The organism is Daejeonella sp. (assembly GCF_036405355.1).
Lineage (GTDB): Bacteria > Bacteroidota > Bacteroidia > Sphingobacteriales > Sphingobacteriaceae > Daejeonella.
This window is the reverse complement of sequence record NZ_DASWXT010000030.1, coordinates 1-18,700: the sequence shown is the minus strand read 5'-3', so window position 1 is coordinate 18,700 and position 18,700 is coordinate 1. Positions and strand designations below refer to the sequence as shown.

The 18,700-nt window shown below is 40.7% G+C and carries 11 protein-coding genes and 1 pseudogene; 3 read left to right on the top strand and 9 right to left on the bottom strand.

The genetic code is table 11. The annotated features are described in order from the left end of the window. Positions 1–113 precede the first annotated feature (113 nt). Together VGE44_RS03575 and VGE44_RS03570 are read left to right on the top strand one after the other, a co-directional pair. Entirely contained in the window at positions 114–548 is a 435-nt protein-coding gene (locus VGE44_RS03575; RefSeq protein WP_331076384.1) for a response regulator, read from the top strand. A gap of 309 nt (positions 549–857) precedes the next feature. Further along, positions 858–8,807 carry a PKD-like domain-containing protein gene (locus VGE44_RS03570; protein WP_331076383.1) on the top strand — a complete coding sequence of 2,650 codons (7,950 nt, stop codon included), beginning with the start codon at positions 858–860 and terminating at the stop codon, positions 8,805–8,807. 7 nt (positions 8,808–8,814) lie between these two features. Here VGE44_RS03570 and VGE44_RS03565 read toward each other — a convergent pair whose 3' ends face one another. From VGE44_RS03565 to VGE44_RS03555, 3 genes are all read right to left on the bottom strand, one after another. Then, a complete protein-coding gene (locus VGE44_RS03565; protein ID WP_331076382.1) occupies positions 8,815–9,855 on the bottom strand; it encodes a sialidase family protein in 1,041 nt (346 codons plus the stop codon). 73 nt (positions 9,856–9,928) lie between these two features. Next, the gene (locus tag VGE44_RS03560; protein WP_331076381.1) at positions 9,929–10,762 is read right to left on the bottom strand and encodes a hypothetical protein; all 834 of its coding nucleotides are present in this window, start codon (positions 10,760–10,762) and stop codon (positions 9,929–9,931) included. Positions 10,763–10,770: 8 nt separating this feature from the next. Then, a complete protein-coding gene (locus VGE44_RS03555) occupies positions 10,771–10,995 on the bottom strand; it encodes a hypothetical protein (RefSeq protein ID WP_331076380.1) in 225 nt (74 codons plus the stop codon). 124 nt (positions 10,996–11,119) lie between these two features. Between VGE44_RS03555 and VGE44_RS03550 the strand changes: the two genes are divergently transcribed. Further along, positions 11,120–11,881, top strand: coding sequence for a DUF4382 domain-containing protein (locus VGE44_RS03550; RefSeq protein ID WP_331076379.1), 762 nt, complete (start codon positions 11,120–11,122; stop codon positions 11,879–11,881). Positions 11,882–11,930: 49 nt separating this feature from the next. On the opposite strand, the gene VGE44_RS03545 is transcribed toward VGE44_RS03550, so the two are convergent. From VGE44_RS03545 to VGE44_RS03520, 6 genes and pseudogenes are all read right to left on the bottom strand, one after another. Next, a complete protein-coding gene (locus tag VGE44_RS03545) occupies positions 11,931–12,137 on the bottom strand; it encodes a heavy-metal-associated domain-containing protein (protein ID WP_331076378.1) in 207 nt (68 codons plus the stop codon). A gap of 28 nt (positions 12,138–12,165) precedes the next feature. Next, positions 12,166–14,430 carry a heavy metal translocating P-type ATPase gene (locus VGE44_RS03540; protein ID WP_331076377.1) on the bottom strand — a complete coding sequence of 755 codons (2,265 nt, stop codon included), beginning with the start codon at positions 14,428–14,430 and terminating at the stop codon, positions 12,166–12,168. Between the two features lie 93 nt (positions 14,431–14,523). Continuing rightward, a complete protein-coding gene (locus tag VGE44_RS03535) occupies positions 14,524–15,096 on the bottom strand; it encodes an AraC family transcriptional regulator (RefSeq protein ID WP_331076376.1) in 573 nt (190 codons plus the stop codon). Between the two features lie 75 nt (positions 15,097–15,171). Beyond that, a complete protein-coding gene (locus VGE44_RS03530; RefSeq protein ID WP_331076375.1) occupies positions 15,172–17,211 on the bottom strand; it encodes a copper-translocating P-type ATPase in 2,040 nt (679 codons plus the stop codon). 44 nt (positions 17,212–17,255) lie between these two features. Next, on the bottom strand, positions 17,256–18,458 hold the full coding sequence (locus tag VGE44_RS03525; RefSeq protein ID WP_331076374.1) for an efflux RND transporter periplasmic adaptor subunit: 1,203 nt from the start codon (positions 18,456–18,458) through the stop codon (positions 17,256–17,258). After that, a pseudogene (locus tag VGE44_RS03520) lies at positions 18,458–18,700 on the bottom strand (hypothetical protein); the annotation flags it as partial. The gene VGE44_RS03525 and the pseudogene VGE44_RS03520, both read right to left, overlap by 1 nt.

The window sequence follows — 18,700 nt, the reverse complement described above, 5'->3', positions numbered from 1 at the left end:
ATATAAAACACAGATAAATCAGAGATTCGATAAGGGATTAAAGCTTATCATTAATGAAACTTTCGCAGGCGCAATTCCGTATATAAGTGCAGGATTTGTTAATATTTTAGAATATGCCTTACGAACAATTAAAAAAGGTGCTTTGTATCAATGACAATGAAGTTACATTGTGGATTCAAAAACAGATTCTGAATAAATCTAAATTTACAGAAGAAGTAATAACCGTATTCAATGGTTTCGAAGGTTTGGAGTACTATAAAAGCCTGATTAATGGGAATACTGAAAATCAGAACAATTTTCCGGGTCTGATCCTGCTTGATCTGCATATGCCAGTTATGGACGGGTGGGAATTTCTTTATAGATTTTCTTCAGAAATCTATCCGCATTGTAAAAATACCAAAGTGATCATTACCTCCTATTCAATTGATGAGGTAGATTCCGAGCGTGCAAAGAAATATCCCTTTATAGTCGACTTCCTGACCAGCTCACTAAGTGTTGATTATCTTGAAAGTCTGCCGAGATCATTGTTATCGGATGAGTTGGTTTAAAACTCCCTTTCAAATCTGTACTCTCAAATTGAATACCCGCATTCTAATTCTCCCTTTGTCATAAAAATTGCTTCCTTATCCGGCTCAACTCCCCTGGAACATTCATTTTTCAATTTAAGGGCCCTCCCTGGCTGCGCGTAGAAGATCTGCTATTTCAATATTAAATAATTCCTAATAGGCTGCATATCTTTAATGAAAATGAATTGAAATTAGCTTAATAACTGCAATTTAGGTAACATTTTTGATCATTATTCGTAAAAAAAGAGGCGTTAATTTTTGTACGACCTTTCATGAAAATGAGCAGGCAGAATGAAAAAAAAAATAAATCTTAATCTTGCTCCTGCTCACATGTATTGTTTCATCAACAGGTGGGTAAAGATTTTTCTAATTCTCTTTGCATTCATAGCTTCGGCACGGGAGGTCGCAGCACAATGTTTTACTAATTCCTCTACAAGGTTTTATACCTGCAGTTCCAGTTTAACTTTCAAATTTGTTGCAAATAGTGGCGTAACTGCACCTTCAGGCCCTAACTATAGCACTTGTTCAACTGCCGGACAAAGGCTTGGTAATGCACAATGGTTAATTTTTAAAGCAACTGATAATGGTCAAATCAATCTAACAACTAACTTATCCACGGGTGGGGTAAACGTTTGGGTATGGGGTGGCTATGATACATTACCCGCTAGTTGTTCAGACTTGAATTTACTAAATGTTTGTGGTCAGTATGATCATAACGACCCCATCGCCCCAATTACTGTTATAAAAGATAAATGGTATGTAGTATTATTATCTGGCTTATTGGGCTCTGCACCTGATTTTATAATTTCAGGTACAGGTCCGGCAAATATCCCGCCACCAATTGTTCCTTCTCAAACACGCTGTGGCAGCGGCCCGGTAACATTAACGGCTTCCGGAGCACAAGCAGGTGAAATATATAATTGGTATGATAATAATGGTAACCTACTTCAATCAAGCACAAGTTCACAATATACTACACCTGCTTTAAGTTCTACAACTCAATATTCAGTTTCTATTTCAGTAACTACCAATACCGGGACATCATGTGAAAGCACCCGCACACCGACAATAGCGACAATTAATGATTTCCCAACAGTCAGCACTCCAATAAGTCAGGCTGTTTGTCTTGGTTCAGCGCTGAATTTAAGCGTCACAGTAACGAGCATACTAACACCCACTTATCAATGGAGGAAAAACGGGACTAATATTAATGGAGCAACATCAGCATCGTTTAACATCCCCGTAGTCCATGATACTGACGCCGGTTCATACGATGTAGTGGTAATTAATGCTTGCGGTCAAGTGACGTCAGGTGCTGCTACAATAACCATAAACCCACTCCCATCGGTAACAGTCCCTGCAAGTTCAACAGTTTGTGCAGGAACAATGATTGCTGCAACCAACTTTAGTAGTACACCGGCTAATGCAACTTACACCTGGACAAATTCCAATACAGCAATTGGACTAGCTTCAAGTGGCAACGGTGATATTCCGGCTTTTACAGCCTTGAATCCGGGAACCACAAACATTTCATCAACCATTACAGTAACACCCATACTAAATGGTTGTGCCGGCCCTTCATCTTCTTTTATAATTACTGTCAAACCTATCCCTGTAGCGATAACTCCTGCCAGCTTTAGTGTGTGTTCGGGTGCTACGATATCATCATCGAGTTTTAGCAGTCTCCCATTAGGGGCATCGTACACCTGGACAAATTCCAATACATCTATAGGACTAGCTGCGGCGGGCAGCAATAATGTTCCCAGTTTTACTGCTGTCAATAATACAGCTTCTCCTGTCTCTGCAACAATTACAGTTACGCCGACACTAAATGGATGTACTGGTACTCCCAGTACTTATACTATCACAATTAACCCCCTGCCAGCAAACATATTAGCTTCTGCAGTAGGAGTAACAAGCTGCGGTATCAGTGATGGAAAAATTACAATAAGTGCAACTGGCTCTGCACCCCTGCAATACTCTATTGATGGGGGATCCACTTTTTTCCCGAATGGCGGGATATTTACAAATTTATCTGCTGGCAGTTATTCGGTAGTGGTACAAAATTCTACAGGATGTATACTTGTTGGACCAACACTGTCAGTTGTCAGTCCTAATCCCCCACCGACACCAGATATTTTTCCCATTGGAGGCACGGTCTGCGAAGGTAGTAACCTTATATTAACTATACAAAATCCACAACCTGGAGCGATATATACATGGAGAGGGCCTTCCGGGTATTCTTATTCGGGTCCGGAAACGAGCCGGACAATTGTAAATATTTCCAGTTCCATGGCTGGTGAATATGGAGTAACGACTTCTGTGAATTCATGTGTGAGTACTGCCCGTACATTTTCAATAACCGTAAATCCTCTTCCAGTGGTGACGGTTCCGGCAGATCTGACGTATTGCGAGGGAGCACTTATCCCGGAAGGTGCCTTTATAAGTACTCCTGCCGGAGCAACATATAGCTGGACAAATTCAAATCCGGCTATTGGATTAGCTGCCAGCGGAAACGGTAATATAACACCATTTCTTGCTGTTAATAATACCACGTCTCCTATTACCTCAACAATTACAGTAATACCAACTCTAAATAATTGTACAGGCCCACCAGCCACTTTTACTATAACTGTTAATCCCCTGCCAGCAGCAATATTACCTGCAAATTTTGCGATATGTAGTGGCGCCTCCGTACCAGTTACAACCTTTAGCAGTAATATTTCTGGAACAACCTATACCTGGTCAAACTCGAATTCCTCAATTGGCCTGGCATCAAACGGAAGCGGCAATTTACCCGCATTCTCAGCAGTAAATAACGGCACTTCTCCTATTTCTGCAATCATTACAGTAACTCCTTATTCTAATGGTTGTGCCGGAGCTGCATCCAGCTTTACAATCACAGTCAATCCATTACCCAATGTTATTGTACCGGTTAATTCCACAGTCTGTTCCGGAATCAGCATTCCTGCGTCTGGTTTCAGCAGCAGCCAGCCCGGAACAACTTTTAGCTGGACCAACTCAAACACTGCCATTGGTTTAACTGGCAGTGGAAATGGTCCTGTGCCGGCTTTCATAGCTACAAATACCAGCGCAGCAATGATTACAGCAAATATAACTGTGACTCCATTCCTCAATGGTTGTGCTGGCCCAAGCTCGGTTTATTCAATCAGTGTGAATCCACTACCTGTTGTCAACGTTCCTGCCAACATTAATGTTTGTTCAGGAACCACTGTCCCGGCTTCAGCATTTAGCAGTATCCCGGCTGGGGCCACCTATACCTGGACAAATTCAAATACCGCTATCGGACTTGCGGGAAGCGGGATTGGAAACGTTTCAGCTTTTACTGCGATAAATAACACCCTGTCTCCGATTACTTCTACCATCACTGTTACCCCTACAAACAATGGTTGTACGGGGCCCGTATCGAGCTATACTATTACGGTCAATCCATTACCTGTGATGAGTCAGCCGGCAAATTTGGTGGTTTGTTCGGGAACAACGGTAACCTCAAGCAATTTTGCCAGCAACATTTCAGGTACAACCTATACCTGGACAAATTCAAATCCCGGTATAGGGCTTTCAGCCAGCGGAACAGGAAATATTCCAAGCTTTACCACTATAAACTCTTCAATATCAGCCATTTCAGCTACAATTACAGTAAGTCCTGTTTCAAATGGATGCCCTGGCCAGCAAATAATCTATACTATAACGGTGAATCCCTTACCTGTGATTTCAACCGCAATAGCAACTCCCGAATCACAATGTAACATCAATGATGGAACTATTACAATAACAGCCAATGGTATCCAGCCATTAGAATACTCGATCAACGGAGGAAATACATTTGTCCAGAATGGAGGAAACTTCACAGGCCTGGCAGCAGGCAGCTACTCAGTCGTAGTACGCAATGCGAACGGATGCATCATTAACGGTCCAACACTATCTGTCTCCAGTCCGGGGGCCCCGCCACAACCTGAAATTAATGCCTATGTCAGCCCGGTATGCCAGGGAGAACCTTTAATTCTCTCCATTCTGAACCCAGACCCATTAGCCACATATACATGGACGGGGCCGCTGGGATTTTCTGCGTCAGGAGCTTCTGTAATTCGTTCAAATTCAGACCCTTCGATGTCAGGAAACTATGCTGTAACTGCTACAATTAACGCATGTGTCAGCACTTCTAAAATCTTTAATATTCAGGTAGACCCGAAGCCTACATTAATTGTTCCCCAGAATCAAAACTACTGTAAAGGTGCTGTAGTTCCGGAACATATTTTTAACAGCACTCCTCCGGGATCAACTATTAGCTGGACCAACTCAAATCCAGAAATCGGGCTTCCAGCCAGCGGGACTGGAGCCATCCCCTCTTTTATTGCATCAAATAATACAAATTCCGTTATCACTGCAACTATTAACATTACTCCCATCCTGAACGGGTGTCCGGGCCAAACTTACACGTTTACAATTACCATAAATCCATTGCCAACTGTTACAGGACCCGGAAGTTTTGTTGTATGCGCCGATGAGACCATTTCTGCAGGAAATTTAATAAGTAATATACCTGCCACCACCTATAGCTGGACCAATTCAAATACCGCTATCGGACTTCCAGTAAGTGGAACAGGAAATATCCCGAGTTTTATCGCAACGAATTCATCTGGTTCTGCAATTTCAGCTACAATTACCATTATACCATCACTAAACGGATGTGCGGGTAACCCAATAACTTATACAATCACAGTTAATCCTTTGCCCGTAATTACAACAGCTTTATCAACAAATGAAACTTTTTGCAATATAAATGATGGTACAATAACAATTACTGCAACTGGCACACAGCCTCTTGAATACTCAGTTGATGGTGGAAGCACTTTTGTTCAGAATGGGGGTAAGTTTATTAACCTAAGTGCTGGTAGTTACTCAGTTGTTGTTAAGAATACCAGCGGTTGCTTATCAATTGGCCCTACACTATCTATATCAAGCCCCGGTGCGCCGCCTCAACCTGCTATAAATCCTTATGTTAGTCCGGTATGTCAGGGCGAACCCCTCATTCTTTCAATTCTTAATCCGGATCCTCTTGTTACTTACAAATGGACCGGGCCAATGGGTTTTACAGCTACCGGTGCTTCGGTTACACGTCTAAATTCAACTATTTCTATGTCAGGAACATATGCTGTAACAGGAACCCTAAATTCCTGTGTCAGTGTTTCAAAAATCTTTGATATCAAAGTAACCCCCCTTCCCGTCTTAGTAGTCCCTCAAAATCAAAACTATTGTAAAGGAGTTACGGTGCCGTCAAGTATTTTTAACAGTACTCCACCCGGCGCCACCATAAGCTGGACAAATTCCAATCCGGCTATCGGACTAGCAGCCAGTGGGAGCGGCAATGTACCCGCATTTACTGCTATAAATAATACCTTAGCACCTATAACTGCAACTATTACTGCAATCCCCAGCTTAAATGGGTGTAATGGAATACCCTATACCTACACAATAACCATTAATCCTGAGCCCACTGTAACTGTTCCTCTGAACTTTACAATATGCTCCGGAACACAGGTTTCCGCATCTACATTTGGAGCTAATATTGCTGGCGTAAACTATACCTGGACCAATTCAAATGCCTCCATCGGACTAGCAGCAAGCGGAAATGGAAATGTTCCGGAATTTACTGCAGTTAATACTACAAGTTCAGCAATTCAGGCAACGATTACTGTAACTCCAACATTAAATGGTTGTGCAGGACCATCTTCAAGTTATATCATAACCGTGAAGCCGCTTCCCAGACTTAGCAATCCTTTTACCCAAATGCTTTGTACCCAATCCAGCTCAAAAGAGGTAGAACTTACTTCCAATATCCCCGGAACCACTTTCACCTGGACTGCAAGTGCCCCGGCTACAGTTTCAGGATATACCCACAGTGGTACTAATAAGATTCCCATTCAATTTCTAACAAACAGTGGATCAACTCCTGAGTTTGTAACCTATACGATTATTCCGGTCAATAATGGTTGTACCGGACCTGAAAGTAAATATACAATCATGGTAAATCCCCTTCCAACTGCTACCTTAAGTGGAAGGAAAAATGCCTGCTACGGTGCAACAAGTACATTGAGTGTCAAACTGACCGGCAAAGCTCCATGGACAATAAGCTATACCGACGGGAAAAATTCAAACACCATTAGTGGAATCGGTAGTAGTGATTATACATTTAATGTCAGTTCAGACTCCACGAGAACTTATAGAATTACCTCAGTAAGTGATGCCAATTCCTGCTCTAATACAGGTAATGGCAGTGCGGTAATTATTCAGCCACTGGCAGCTATAAAAGCCAGTGCATCACATATCAATGCTGACTGTTATGGTTCGAATACTGGATCTATACAAGTTGAATCTGTTTCCGGGGGATTCGGCACCTATGAATACAGCATAAATGGTGGAATAAACTGGCAAAGCGGATCAAAATTCAGCGGACTTCCTGCAGGAACCTATCAATTATATGTAAGGGATGCTGCTATTCCCGAGTGTATCACAGTAATATCTCCAGACTTGATTATTACACAGCCTGCAGCTCCTATTAGGTTAAGCTATATCCGGACAGATGTTTCATGTTTTGGTGGCAATAACGGTTCACTTAAAATCGAAGCAGCCGGAGGAACAGCTCCATACACCTATCGCTGGCAAAGCGGACAAATCACAAAAGAAATAAGTGGCCTTATTGCAGGGACTTATTCCCTGACAATAATAGATTCAAAGGGGTGTGAATACAATGAGTCTATTGCCATCAGGCAACCATCCGCCCCTCTAAATATTGCTTTTACCAAAATGAATGCAAGTTGCTTTGGCGCCAGAGATGGCAGTATTGATATTAGTGTTACTGGTGGTACCTTACCATATACTTATAAATGGTCAAATAATGAAACTACAAAAAATCTGCAGAATTTGGCCCCGAATATCAGCTACTCGCTGTCGGTAGTTGACGCAAATGGATGTTCCGAAACAATTAGTATTCCAATATCTGAACCTGAAATCCTTAGGGCGGTACTAACAGTAAAAAATACGGTCTGTAAAACATCAATCGATGGGATGATTACTGCCTCAATCACAGGGGGTACAAAGCCATATGATCTGACATGGAAAGGAAGCCCGATTAAAACCGATTTCATTGATAATCTTGCCCCGGGAACCTATGAACTGTTTATAAAAGATGCAAAAGGATGTACCCTGATTGTTTCTGCTGAAGTGCTACAGGGAAGTTGCCCACCTATAGCAATAGATGATCGTTTCAAGACCGATGAAGAAATTCCTGTATCAGGCAGTGTTGCGCTGAATGATTATGACCGTCAGGGAGAAAGTATCAGTTTTTCACTTGCATCAGGTGCAAAAAATGGAATGATAACCTTTAGTCCCGATGGCAACTTCAGCTATACTCCAAATGTTGGATTCTGGGGAATTGAAGTAATCTCATACCGGGTGTGCAATACATCCGGAATGTGTGCTACGGCCTCTCTGATTATTGAAGTAATCCCTTTTACAATTGTTAGTCTGACACCCTCATCAAGCAATGTTTCAGAAGGTAAAAAAACAGCTATATCTGCAAGATTAATGCGGCCCTTCAGGGATGATGTAACTATCAGGCTCAGCTATCAGGGCCGGGCTAGGAAAAACCTTGATTATATCCTATTGGATCAGTCCCTCGATATCAAGATCCCACGCGGAAAGATTACAACCACTCAAAAAGTTACCCTGGCTGCATTAACAGACGACGAACAGGAAGGTGATGAAGATATTATTCTAACTATCATATCAACATCCGACCCGCTTGTAAGAATTGGTACTGGTGCTGTAGTGACAATTAATGATATCTATCCGCCTGTACCTACAATTCCAATTACCACAAAAAATGATCCTCCTTTGAATCCGGATATCCTTCCCGATCCTTTGGTGTCCCCCAATAATGATGGACTTGGTAATGAATTTTTTAAAGTGGAGAATATAGTTTCATTTCCTGACAACCTGGTTTTGATCTTCAATAGATGGGGCAATGAAGTTTACAGAATGCCGGGATATAATGAAAGTGACAGGGTATTTTCAGGATATGCTAATACCGGATTGCTCTCAAACACTAATTCTCCCCTAAGTGATGGAGTATATTATTACCTCATCACGACAAACCGGACGATAAATAGCCAAAAGGTTTCGGCACTTAACAAAGGGTACCTGATCCTTAAACGATAAATTATTCTTATATTACCTTATACTTCAACACTTTATCATCTTCCCAGAAACAAATAGCTTTTCCATTATCCAGAATATAAATTTTGGGAGAAATACCGGAACCTAATTGTGTGATTTTTTTTGTATTCAGATTAATCGCGCTCAGCATCTTTTTATCCTGCCAGGCAATATAAATCTCTTTCTTCTTTTGGGCCATACATACATCACGGCCTGTACCGAGTTTTAACTCTGCCTGATTTTCTGACCAGTAATATACATCCCCATTGCGTCGCCACGCTGCTGAAACCTTTCCTTCAGAATTAAAGCCTAAGCTCCCCCCATCCATCGGGCAAGCATTTAACTGCCATGTACCATTCCCTGATTTTGCGGCCTCTGAAAAAGATTTGCCCTTGTCGTACGAAACTGAATAATAAATATCGCGTGAACCCATCAACCAGTTACGGAAACCAATGACAAGTTTATTACCGCTCAGTACAATATTTGGTTTACAACATTCGCATACGTGCTTATCCGGTGATTTATAAACCAGGGAATTAGCACCCCATTTAACAGATTTTCCATTGATTGAAGAATAATAAATATTATTACTTCCCCCATCCCTGACATCCAGCCAGGTTGCGTAAAAATTATCCTCTTTATCGGCAGCAATGGCCATTAGTCCTTCAGGAGCAGAACCTTTCTTATCATTTATTTCTGCAATCCGTGTCCATTCTCCTTTTGAATGGTTTAATCTGTAAGATTGAATATTTCCTCCTTTATCCATTGCACTGATAAAAGAAAAGTTTCTGGAAGATGCAATTTGTGGGCCTCTCGTATGCCCCAAATGCATTCCGGGCAGTTCAGCAACAAGAACTGCCGAAGAGAAACTAATTCCATTATTTGTTGAGGTCAGACAATAAATCTTTTCTCCATACCCATAGACTACGCGAATGACTCCTTTGGCGTCAATTGACAGATTTGGTTGCTGCCCCTGAATTATTCTTTCAGGTAAGGCTGAATACCCCGTGACCGAAATGCAGAAAAATATAAATAAAAAAAACACCTTCATATCCTGAGTTCATTTTTAATGAATCTACAAGATATGAAAGTGTTTGTATAAACCCGTAAGGTCTATAAATCTATTACAATTGAACAATAATGTTCACATCAGAATCAAGCTTATTACGGGTTAAATCCAACTGATTTTCCAGATCTGTAACATTATTCTGAAGATCCAGAATCAGCCCTTCACGACGTTGAACTTCCTGAGCACTAAGATTTACTCTGCTGGTGTTCAGATTTGTTTTTACGCCTAATAGTTTTTCCATTGCGTATTTCAAAAGCGATTCGCTATAAGACATAGTTTCATAGGTTTGCTCATATGTATTATAAACCGTCTCACGTGATTGTATATATTCCCTGGACCAGCGGTCAGAATAATTATTGGAACAATTTCCTATTATATCACCATGATTCAAATGAGCCTGTACTGCATTTTCTGAGACGTTTATAGTTACAGAATTACCAGAATCGTTCCCCGAAGGATTATGGCAAATGCTAACCTTCTTTTGATTTTTTGGATGTTTACGCTCTGCCCAGTTATTAATGCCCCAGTCAATATCAATATCCCTTTTGCCATTCATCAATTTACTATTACCCTTTCCATGGTCGATCTCAAAATGATCACCTTCAGATTTACCCTTATTTTTCCCGGAATTACCTTTAATATCATCGTAATTGCTATTAGACTGTTTATCCTTATCGCCTTTATTATTCCGGTTATCATTATCCTCTTTGTTATCTTGCCCCTGGTTTTTATTTCCCTGGTTTTTAACCCTGCCCTTTCCAATCTCATCGTTTTCTTTGCCTTCTGATTTATTCTGTCCATTCTTATCCTTTTGCGGATCAGCAAGAGCAAGAATTGTAAGTATAATTAATGGAAGGATACTAATCCTTAAAATGTTATTTCTTTTCATGATATCTTTTATTTAGCAGTTTCAAATTCTTTGTCAACTTTTTCTAACGAAGCCTCAAGCTTTGCATTTTTATCTTCAAGATCTTTAGTGGTTTGTTCAAGATCTTTTGAGACAGAATCCATTACAACAACCCGTGACTCATCAGATTTTGTAGCGTTATTAGTACAAGAGCCCATAAACAAAATCCCGATAGCCAGTAAAGGGATTGAAGCATAGTTAATTAATCTTTTCATATTGATTTTCATTTAGTTACGATCCATACAACATAAACCAGGCCAGTTTATTTCAAATCAAAAAACCATTGGCACGGCAATTGATTTATCAGTGTACATCTAGTATACACCTAAGAAAAATAATATGAAAAAAATAATGATCATTGGCTGTATTGGCCTTGCGATGGGATTTACAGCCTGTAAGAAGAACAGCGACGAGGGCATGACCAGGATGAATGTAAAGATCACGGATAGCCCCGGTGCTTATGAAGCCATTTATTTAAGTGTTAAAGAAATCCAGATTCTAACATCTGATGGAACAAGCACAATGCCCGTTGGTCCTACGCCTTTCAATATTCTTAATTTCAGAATGGGTAAGGATACGCTTATTGCTTCTCAGGATATCCCTTCCGGAAATATTCAGGAAGTACGACTTGTATTAAATGATTCCGGAAATCAGGTTAAGATCGATGGAGTGACCTATGCTTTGACCACACCAAGCGGACAGAGTTCAGGTGTAAAATTAAAAGTACAGGAAAGCCTGGAAGCAGGTGTTGCCTATACCATGTTGCTTGACTTTGATGCTGCAAAATCTATTGTCCAGACAGGAAATGGGAAATACATCTTAAAACCTGTGATCAGAGCTATCCCTAATGCTGTTTCAGGAGCTATTACAGGTGTCATTACACCTTCGGCTTCTAATCCTAAGATTTATGCGATCGCAGGAACTGATACTCTTGGGACTGTTAGTGATGCGACAGGTAAATTTTGGTTCCCAGGTGTAGCTGCCGGAACTTATAAAGTTGAGATTCAACCAGTAAGTCCGTACATCAATAAAACTATTGAAAATGTTGCTGTAGTTACCGGATCTGTAAAAGATCTTGGTACGATCACAATTTCTCAATAAATTAAACCTTTAAATAAAAAAGGGGTACGCCAGCGTACCCCTTTTTTATTTAAATCCTTTCGGCTGTATATCCTGCCTTTTTTACAGCAGCAATTATTTCCGATTCCTGAAGATCTCCTTCAACAGTCAGGGTCTTTTCGCTTGAATCAAGATCTACCTTCCAGTGATTCTCACCGGCAGTCTCATTCAATGCCGGACCGACCTGAGCCAGACATCCGGTACATTTGATATTAGTTTTAAATTTAATCGTTTCCATTATTTTTGATTTTTTTGATGTTATTTATTTAATTAGACCTGAGTTTTAAAGCTTTTAATCTGAGGCTGTTGCTGACCACGGAAACTGAACTGAGTGCCATTGCTGCACCAGCTATCATTGGATCAAGTAAAAAACCGTTGTAGCTGTACAAAACACCTGCAGCAAGCGGAATCCCGATAATATTATAGATAAAGGCCCAAAACAGGTTTTGACGAATAGTTTGAACCGTCCGTTTTGAAAGTTTCAATGCCATAGGAATGGACTGTAAGTTAGAGGTGATCAGAGTAATCTTGGCAACATCCATGGCAATATCTGAACCCTTTCCCATCGCAATACTCACATCCGCCTGAGCCAGGGCATGAGAATCATTGATCCCATCACCCACCATTGCAACAACTTTCCCTTCAGACTGAAGTTGTTTAATGAAATCCGCCTTATCTGAGGGCATAACCTCAGCCCTGTAACTTTTAATTCCCACTTCGCTTGCAACAGCTGATGCTGTTTGCTTATTATCTCCGGTCAGCATATGGACTTCAATACCCATTTGATGCAGTTGACGGATGGCTTCTTTTGAGGAATCCTTCACCTTATCTGCAATAGAAATAATAGCCAGTACTTGATTCTGATCAGCAAAATAGATTACGGTATTAGCCTCATGTTGCTTTTTCTCTACATAGTTTACCTGATCTGGAGTCAAAAATACCTTTTGCTCTTCCATAAAATGAAGATTCCCGGCGAAAAATCCAATCCCCTCATGTACTCCTTTAACTCCCCTGGCTGTGATACTTTCAAACGAATCAAGTGGAATACCTGAGATTCCATCCTCTTTTAATTTCTTAATTATCGCATCAGCAAGAGGATGCTCAGAATTTACTTCCAGGCTGAACAGAACCTTTAAATAATGATCCTGATTCTTAATTTCAGGAGCCCAATTCATCGCGGTAACCACTGGCCTGCCTTCTGTAATGGTACCGGTCTTATCAAGAATAACTGCATTAACCTTATAGCCCAATTCAAGACTTTCGGCATCCTTGATAAGGATATTATTTTCAGCACCCTTACCAACCCCTACCATAATGGCTGTTGGGGTTGCCAGCCCTAAAGCACAGGGGCAAGCAATGACAAGTACAGTTACCGAAGTAAGTAAAGCATGTGAAAATGCTTGCTCCCCTCCAATTAACATCCAGACAGCAAATGTCAGGATTGAAATACCGATTACTACCGGAACAAATATTCCCGCTATCTTATCAACCAGCTTTTGAACCGGAGCTTTACTTCCCTGGGCCAATTGGACCATTTTCACGATATGCGCTAGCAAGGTATCAGCTCCTACTTTTTCGGCCTTAAAATGGAGACTCCCCTTCTGATTAATCGTACCTGCAAATAATTTGTCATTCACTTCTTTCAATACTGCGATCGGTTCACCGCTGATCATGCTTTCATCCAGATAAGATGATCCTGAAACAGCAATGCCATCTACTGAGACTCTTTCCCCTGGCCTCAGGACTATAATCTGACCGGGCATGACCTGTGAAACAGGGATCTCTTCTTCCTTATCATCCTGGAGAATCCGGACCGTTTTAGGCTGTAATCCCATTAATTTTTTAATGGCTGTTGTAGTGTTTGACTTAGCCTTCTCTTCAAGCAATTTTCCGAAGGAAATAAATGCTATAATCACAGCAGCAGCCTCATAATATACATGCGGATGTATCCCCCTGCTATGCCAGTATTCAGGGTAAATCGTATTAAACGCGCTGAAAATGAAAGCGATTCCGGTGCTTAGAGCCACTAAAGTGTCCATATTCACCATCCCATGCTTAGCCTGCTTCCAGGCGTTAACAAAGAAGCTTCGGCCAAACCAGAACAAGACAGGAGCACTCAGTATCATAGATATCCAGGTACCATATGGCATGTCCATGAAAAACATCCCGATCACAAATACAGGCAAAGCAAGAATTGAAGCCCATATCGTCCGGATTTTTAGATCCCGGTAGTTTTTAATCTGTAAAGTTTCCTGTAACTCTGCTGAATTCTCAGTATCGATAATTATATCATATCCTATTGACTGAATACTTTTTTGTAAAGCTGGCGGATTGGTTTTAAGAGTATCATACTCTGCCCATGCTGTACTATTCGCAAAATTTACTCCTGCATCAATTACTCCTGCAGTAGCTTTAAGCATAGATTCTACACTGATCGAACATCCGGCACAGGTCATGCCTGTTACCGGAAATACTGCTCTTATTGTTGTGCTGGAAGCCTCTTTTAATTGAGATTCTGATTCTACTTTCATAATCTTGATTTATAATACAAAATTATTATACAGAGTCGATTAGGCTTTACAGAATTACAGGGAAGAATTATACAATTTTGTGTTTATTTTCGGTTAAACCTTATCAATTGATTTTCTCTGACCCTCTGAAGCTCTGGTACTTTTAAATTGAGATGGAGTTTGCCCAGTTACTTTCTTAAACTGGGCAGATAGATGAGCAATGCTGCTGTACCCCAATTTATTGGCAATTTCACCGAGGTTCAATTCATCATAAAACAAGAGCTCTTTAACCCGCTCAATTTTCTGACGAATAATGTATTGCTCAATAGTAACACCCTCAACAGATGAAAATAATGAGCTTAAATAACCATACTCATGAAATATCTTATCAGAAATAAGCCCTGACCAGTTTACTTTTTGTTCGAGAAACTCTGTATGGAAGATCTGTTCAATGATTAGATTTTTGATCTGTTCAATTACCCTGCTTTTACCCTTATCCAGCAACTCAAATCCCAGGGCATTCAAATGCTTATTCAGGATCAGAAGTTTTTCTTCATCAAGTTTACTCTCCTCTAACTTTACAATGCCCATTTGTACATCTATGGGATGCAAATCAAGTTTTAACAGCTCATTCTGAACTGCCGTTATGCATCTGTTGCATACCATGTTTTTGATATATAATTCCATCGTCTAAAAATCAAATTTCAACTAATACTAATGACTCGATAGAGGGTTAATTCGAATAATTCTTGTGGTAACTAATTAAAGGCTTCGTCTTAGTAACTGCGCATTAGCTGCCACTACAATTGTACTAATACTCATTAAAACAGCCCCTGCAGCAGGACTAAGCAAAAAGCCCGGGTATAAAACTCCGGCAGCCAGGGGAATTGCAACGACGTTATACCCAACAGCCCATAAGAGATTCTGTATCATCTTTTTATAGGTTGCCTTGCCAAATTTGATAATTTTTACTATATCCCTGGGATCACTATTCACAAGTAAAATATCTGCTGTTTCAGCAGCCACATCAGTCCCGGAACCAACCGCAATACCTACATCAGCCTGTGCAAGCGCAGGTGCATCGTTAACACCATCACCGGTCATTGCAACAATCTCTCCATTCTGTTGAAACTCTAATACTCTTTGCTGTTTCTGGTCTGGTAATACGTTTGCCAGAAACCCGTCCATTCCCAATGAATCGGCTACAGCCTTAGCCACATGTTCATTATCTCCGGTTAGAAGATATGATTTGATTCCCATAGATTTAAGATCATCTATGGCGGCTTTCGAAGATGGCCGAATGGTATCTGAAAGAGTAATTATTCCAACAGTTCTTCCATCAACAATTAAAAAATTAACGGTTTCGGAGGTCTGATTAATTTCAGAAGGAATTTCAGGAATAGGCAAATTCTCTTTTCTGAAATAATTCGGTCCTGCGGCTAATACTTCTTTTTCCCTTACTTTTCCCTTAACACCGATCCCCGGAAGATATTCAAATTCACCTGATACCCAAAGTTCGAGCTTTTTAAGCTCCAATGATTTCTTTACACCTTTAGCAATATAATGCTCAGAATTTTGCTGTAATGCTGCTGCATATTGAAGGATATCATTTTCTGAATAATTTTTATCAATAACAATAATCCGTTGAATACTATGTGAGCCTTCTGTTAAAGTTCCTGTTTTATCAAAAATTACCAGACTTAGATTTCTTGAAGTTTCAAATGCTGTTCTGTTTCTAATCAGAAGGCCATTAACTGCTGCCTGAGAAGTTGAAATCGCAACAACCAAAGGAATTGCAACCCCAAGTGCATGAGGACAGGATGTAACCATGACTGTAACCATCCTTTCCAAAGCGAAAGCCAAATCTCCATCCTTGCTAAACCATACAATAAAAGTAATTATACCTATACTCAGTGATACATAAGTAAGCCATTTGGCCACTTTATTGGCCAGATTTTGTGTTCTCGATTTAATAGATTGGGCGCCCTGAACCATGTTAATTACCTTATTAAGGTAACTTTGTTCGCCAGTTCCTGTCACAATAACTTTTACTGAACCATCACCGTTGATGGAACCACCTATAACCAGATCTTCCTTTTGCTTTTTAACAGGTACACTTTCTCCGGTAAGCATACTTTCATTAACAAAGGAATGACCGCTAATGATCTTCCCATCGGCAGGGATTTTTTCTCCGGGTTTGATGAGAATAATATCACCATTGTGTAGTTCTTTCAATGATATATCAACAACTACACCCTTACGCTCTACATGAACATCTGAGGGAAGCAATGCAACCAATGATTGGAGAGCACGGGATGCGGCATGCTGGGAACGCATCTCAAAATAATGCCCTAGTAACATGATATCAATCAGGGTAGCAAGTTCCCAAAAGAAATCCATACCCTTCAATCCAAAAATGACTGAAGTACTGTAAAAGAATGCTACAATTATTGCAATTCCAATCAGGGTCATCATTCCCGGATTTGACTGCTTTATTTCACGGAACATCCCTATGAGAAATGGCTTTCCTCCATAAAGGAATAAGATTAAGCTAAGCCCTAACAATACAAACTTATCTCCAGGGAATGCAATATGAAATCCAAACCAATGCTGAATCATTTTTGACAACAGCAGAACCGGGATAGTAAGAATAAGACTTATCCAGAATCGTCTTAAAAAATCCGAAGTCTGATGGCCTGCATGCTCATCGACCATTTGAGAACTTTCGTGTTCATTCTCTAAACCTGTATGATGATCATGCCCCCGAGGGGGATGATTATGCTCGTGCTGATGATGATCCATAAATATAAATTTATTGTAAAATATTAATAACCAGATAACTAGACTTACATCTTGCTCATATCATGTCCAGCCATCGGATCTGTACCCTTTTTCAAAATAAATTCACTCGATAACAAATATGCCCCGCTCACTACTACTTCTTTCACATTTTCAAGGCCAGAAAGGATAATAATCTGTTCCGCATCCTCCTCTCCTGTACGTACCATCCTCGGGGAGTAGGTATTCTTTGCTGTTTTGATCCAGACATGTGCCCCCTTTTCATCCCGCACTACTGCATCCAATGGCAAACTCAAGGCATCTGATATCTCGGCAAGCGGCAAAAACACAGTAGCCTGCATTCCTGCCTGTAAATTTCCAGGATTGTTAATCGGAGCCCTTACTTTCAGAATTTGTGAGGATGGATCTAGCTGCGGCGAAATGAAATCTATCCTTAGAATCTGTTCCTTACCGCTGATCCCATTTATAGAAGCCTGTACTTTTGTACCAAGACGTATATTCCCCAATTCACTTGGATATACATCCATTTCCAGCCAGAGCTGTGTGAAATTCTCAAGCTTTAATATCTGGCTGCCTTCGGACAAATATTGTCCTTCAGAAACATTCAGCTCAGTGACAATCCCTGATGCTGATGAATATACAGTAAGCAATGGGGCTGTTTTTCCGGCAGCAGACAGCGCCCGGATCTGTGTATCAGAATAGCCAAACAAGCGAAGTTTATTTCTTGCTGCCTCTAGCATCGACTGATAGATCTTCTCCTCCGGAAATGCCGCAACCTGTTTTATCTGCAATAAATAATCCTGCTGCAGGGTCTGAAGCTCCTCGCTGTAGATCTGAAAAATCGGCTGACCTTTACTAACAGACCGGCCCATTTCTTTCACAAACAACTTCTCAATTCTTCCGGCATAGCGGCTTGAAATAACTTCTGTCTGCTCCGGATTTACTACCAGCCGGCCATTCAATACTTTTGAGGTACTGAAGTCAGTACGGTTGATCAACATCGTATGAATATTAGCCAGCTGAATCTGACTTTCACTCAGGGATAGCTCATTTTTACCTCCCGCAGAATTTATCGGAACCAGATCCATTTTGCAGATCGGGCAGGTGCCCGGGCCATCATTCACTACCTGAGGGTGCATTGGGCAAGTATATTTCACTGCTTCCGCATGTTTTTCATATTCCTCTGTACAGGCAGAGAAAATGAATCCTGAACAAAGGATGATTAGCCCTAAAATTATTTTTGTTCTCATTATAAACGCTTTGCTTTTATAAAACTTTCACTATCTATCAAAAACCACGCATTAAGTGCCAGTTCCGCATCTGCTTTAAGGCTCTCACCAATATCGATCCACTGATCTGCCTGATGCATCAGCTTCACAAAAACCGGTATAAATGCATCATCCTTTTTAACAAATACCACATATTGTGTTCCAACCTGAACAAGTGCTGTAGCGGGCAGCCAGTAACCTTCAACTGCGGCCTCCCGGCTTAC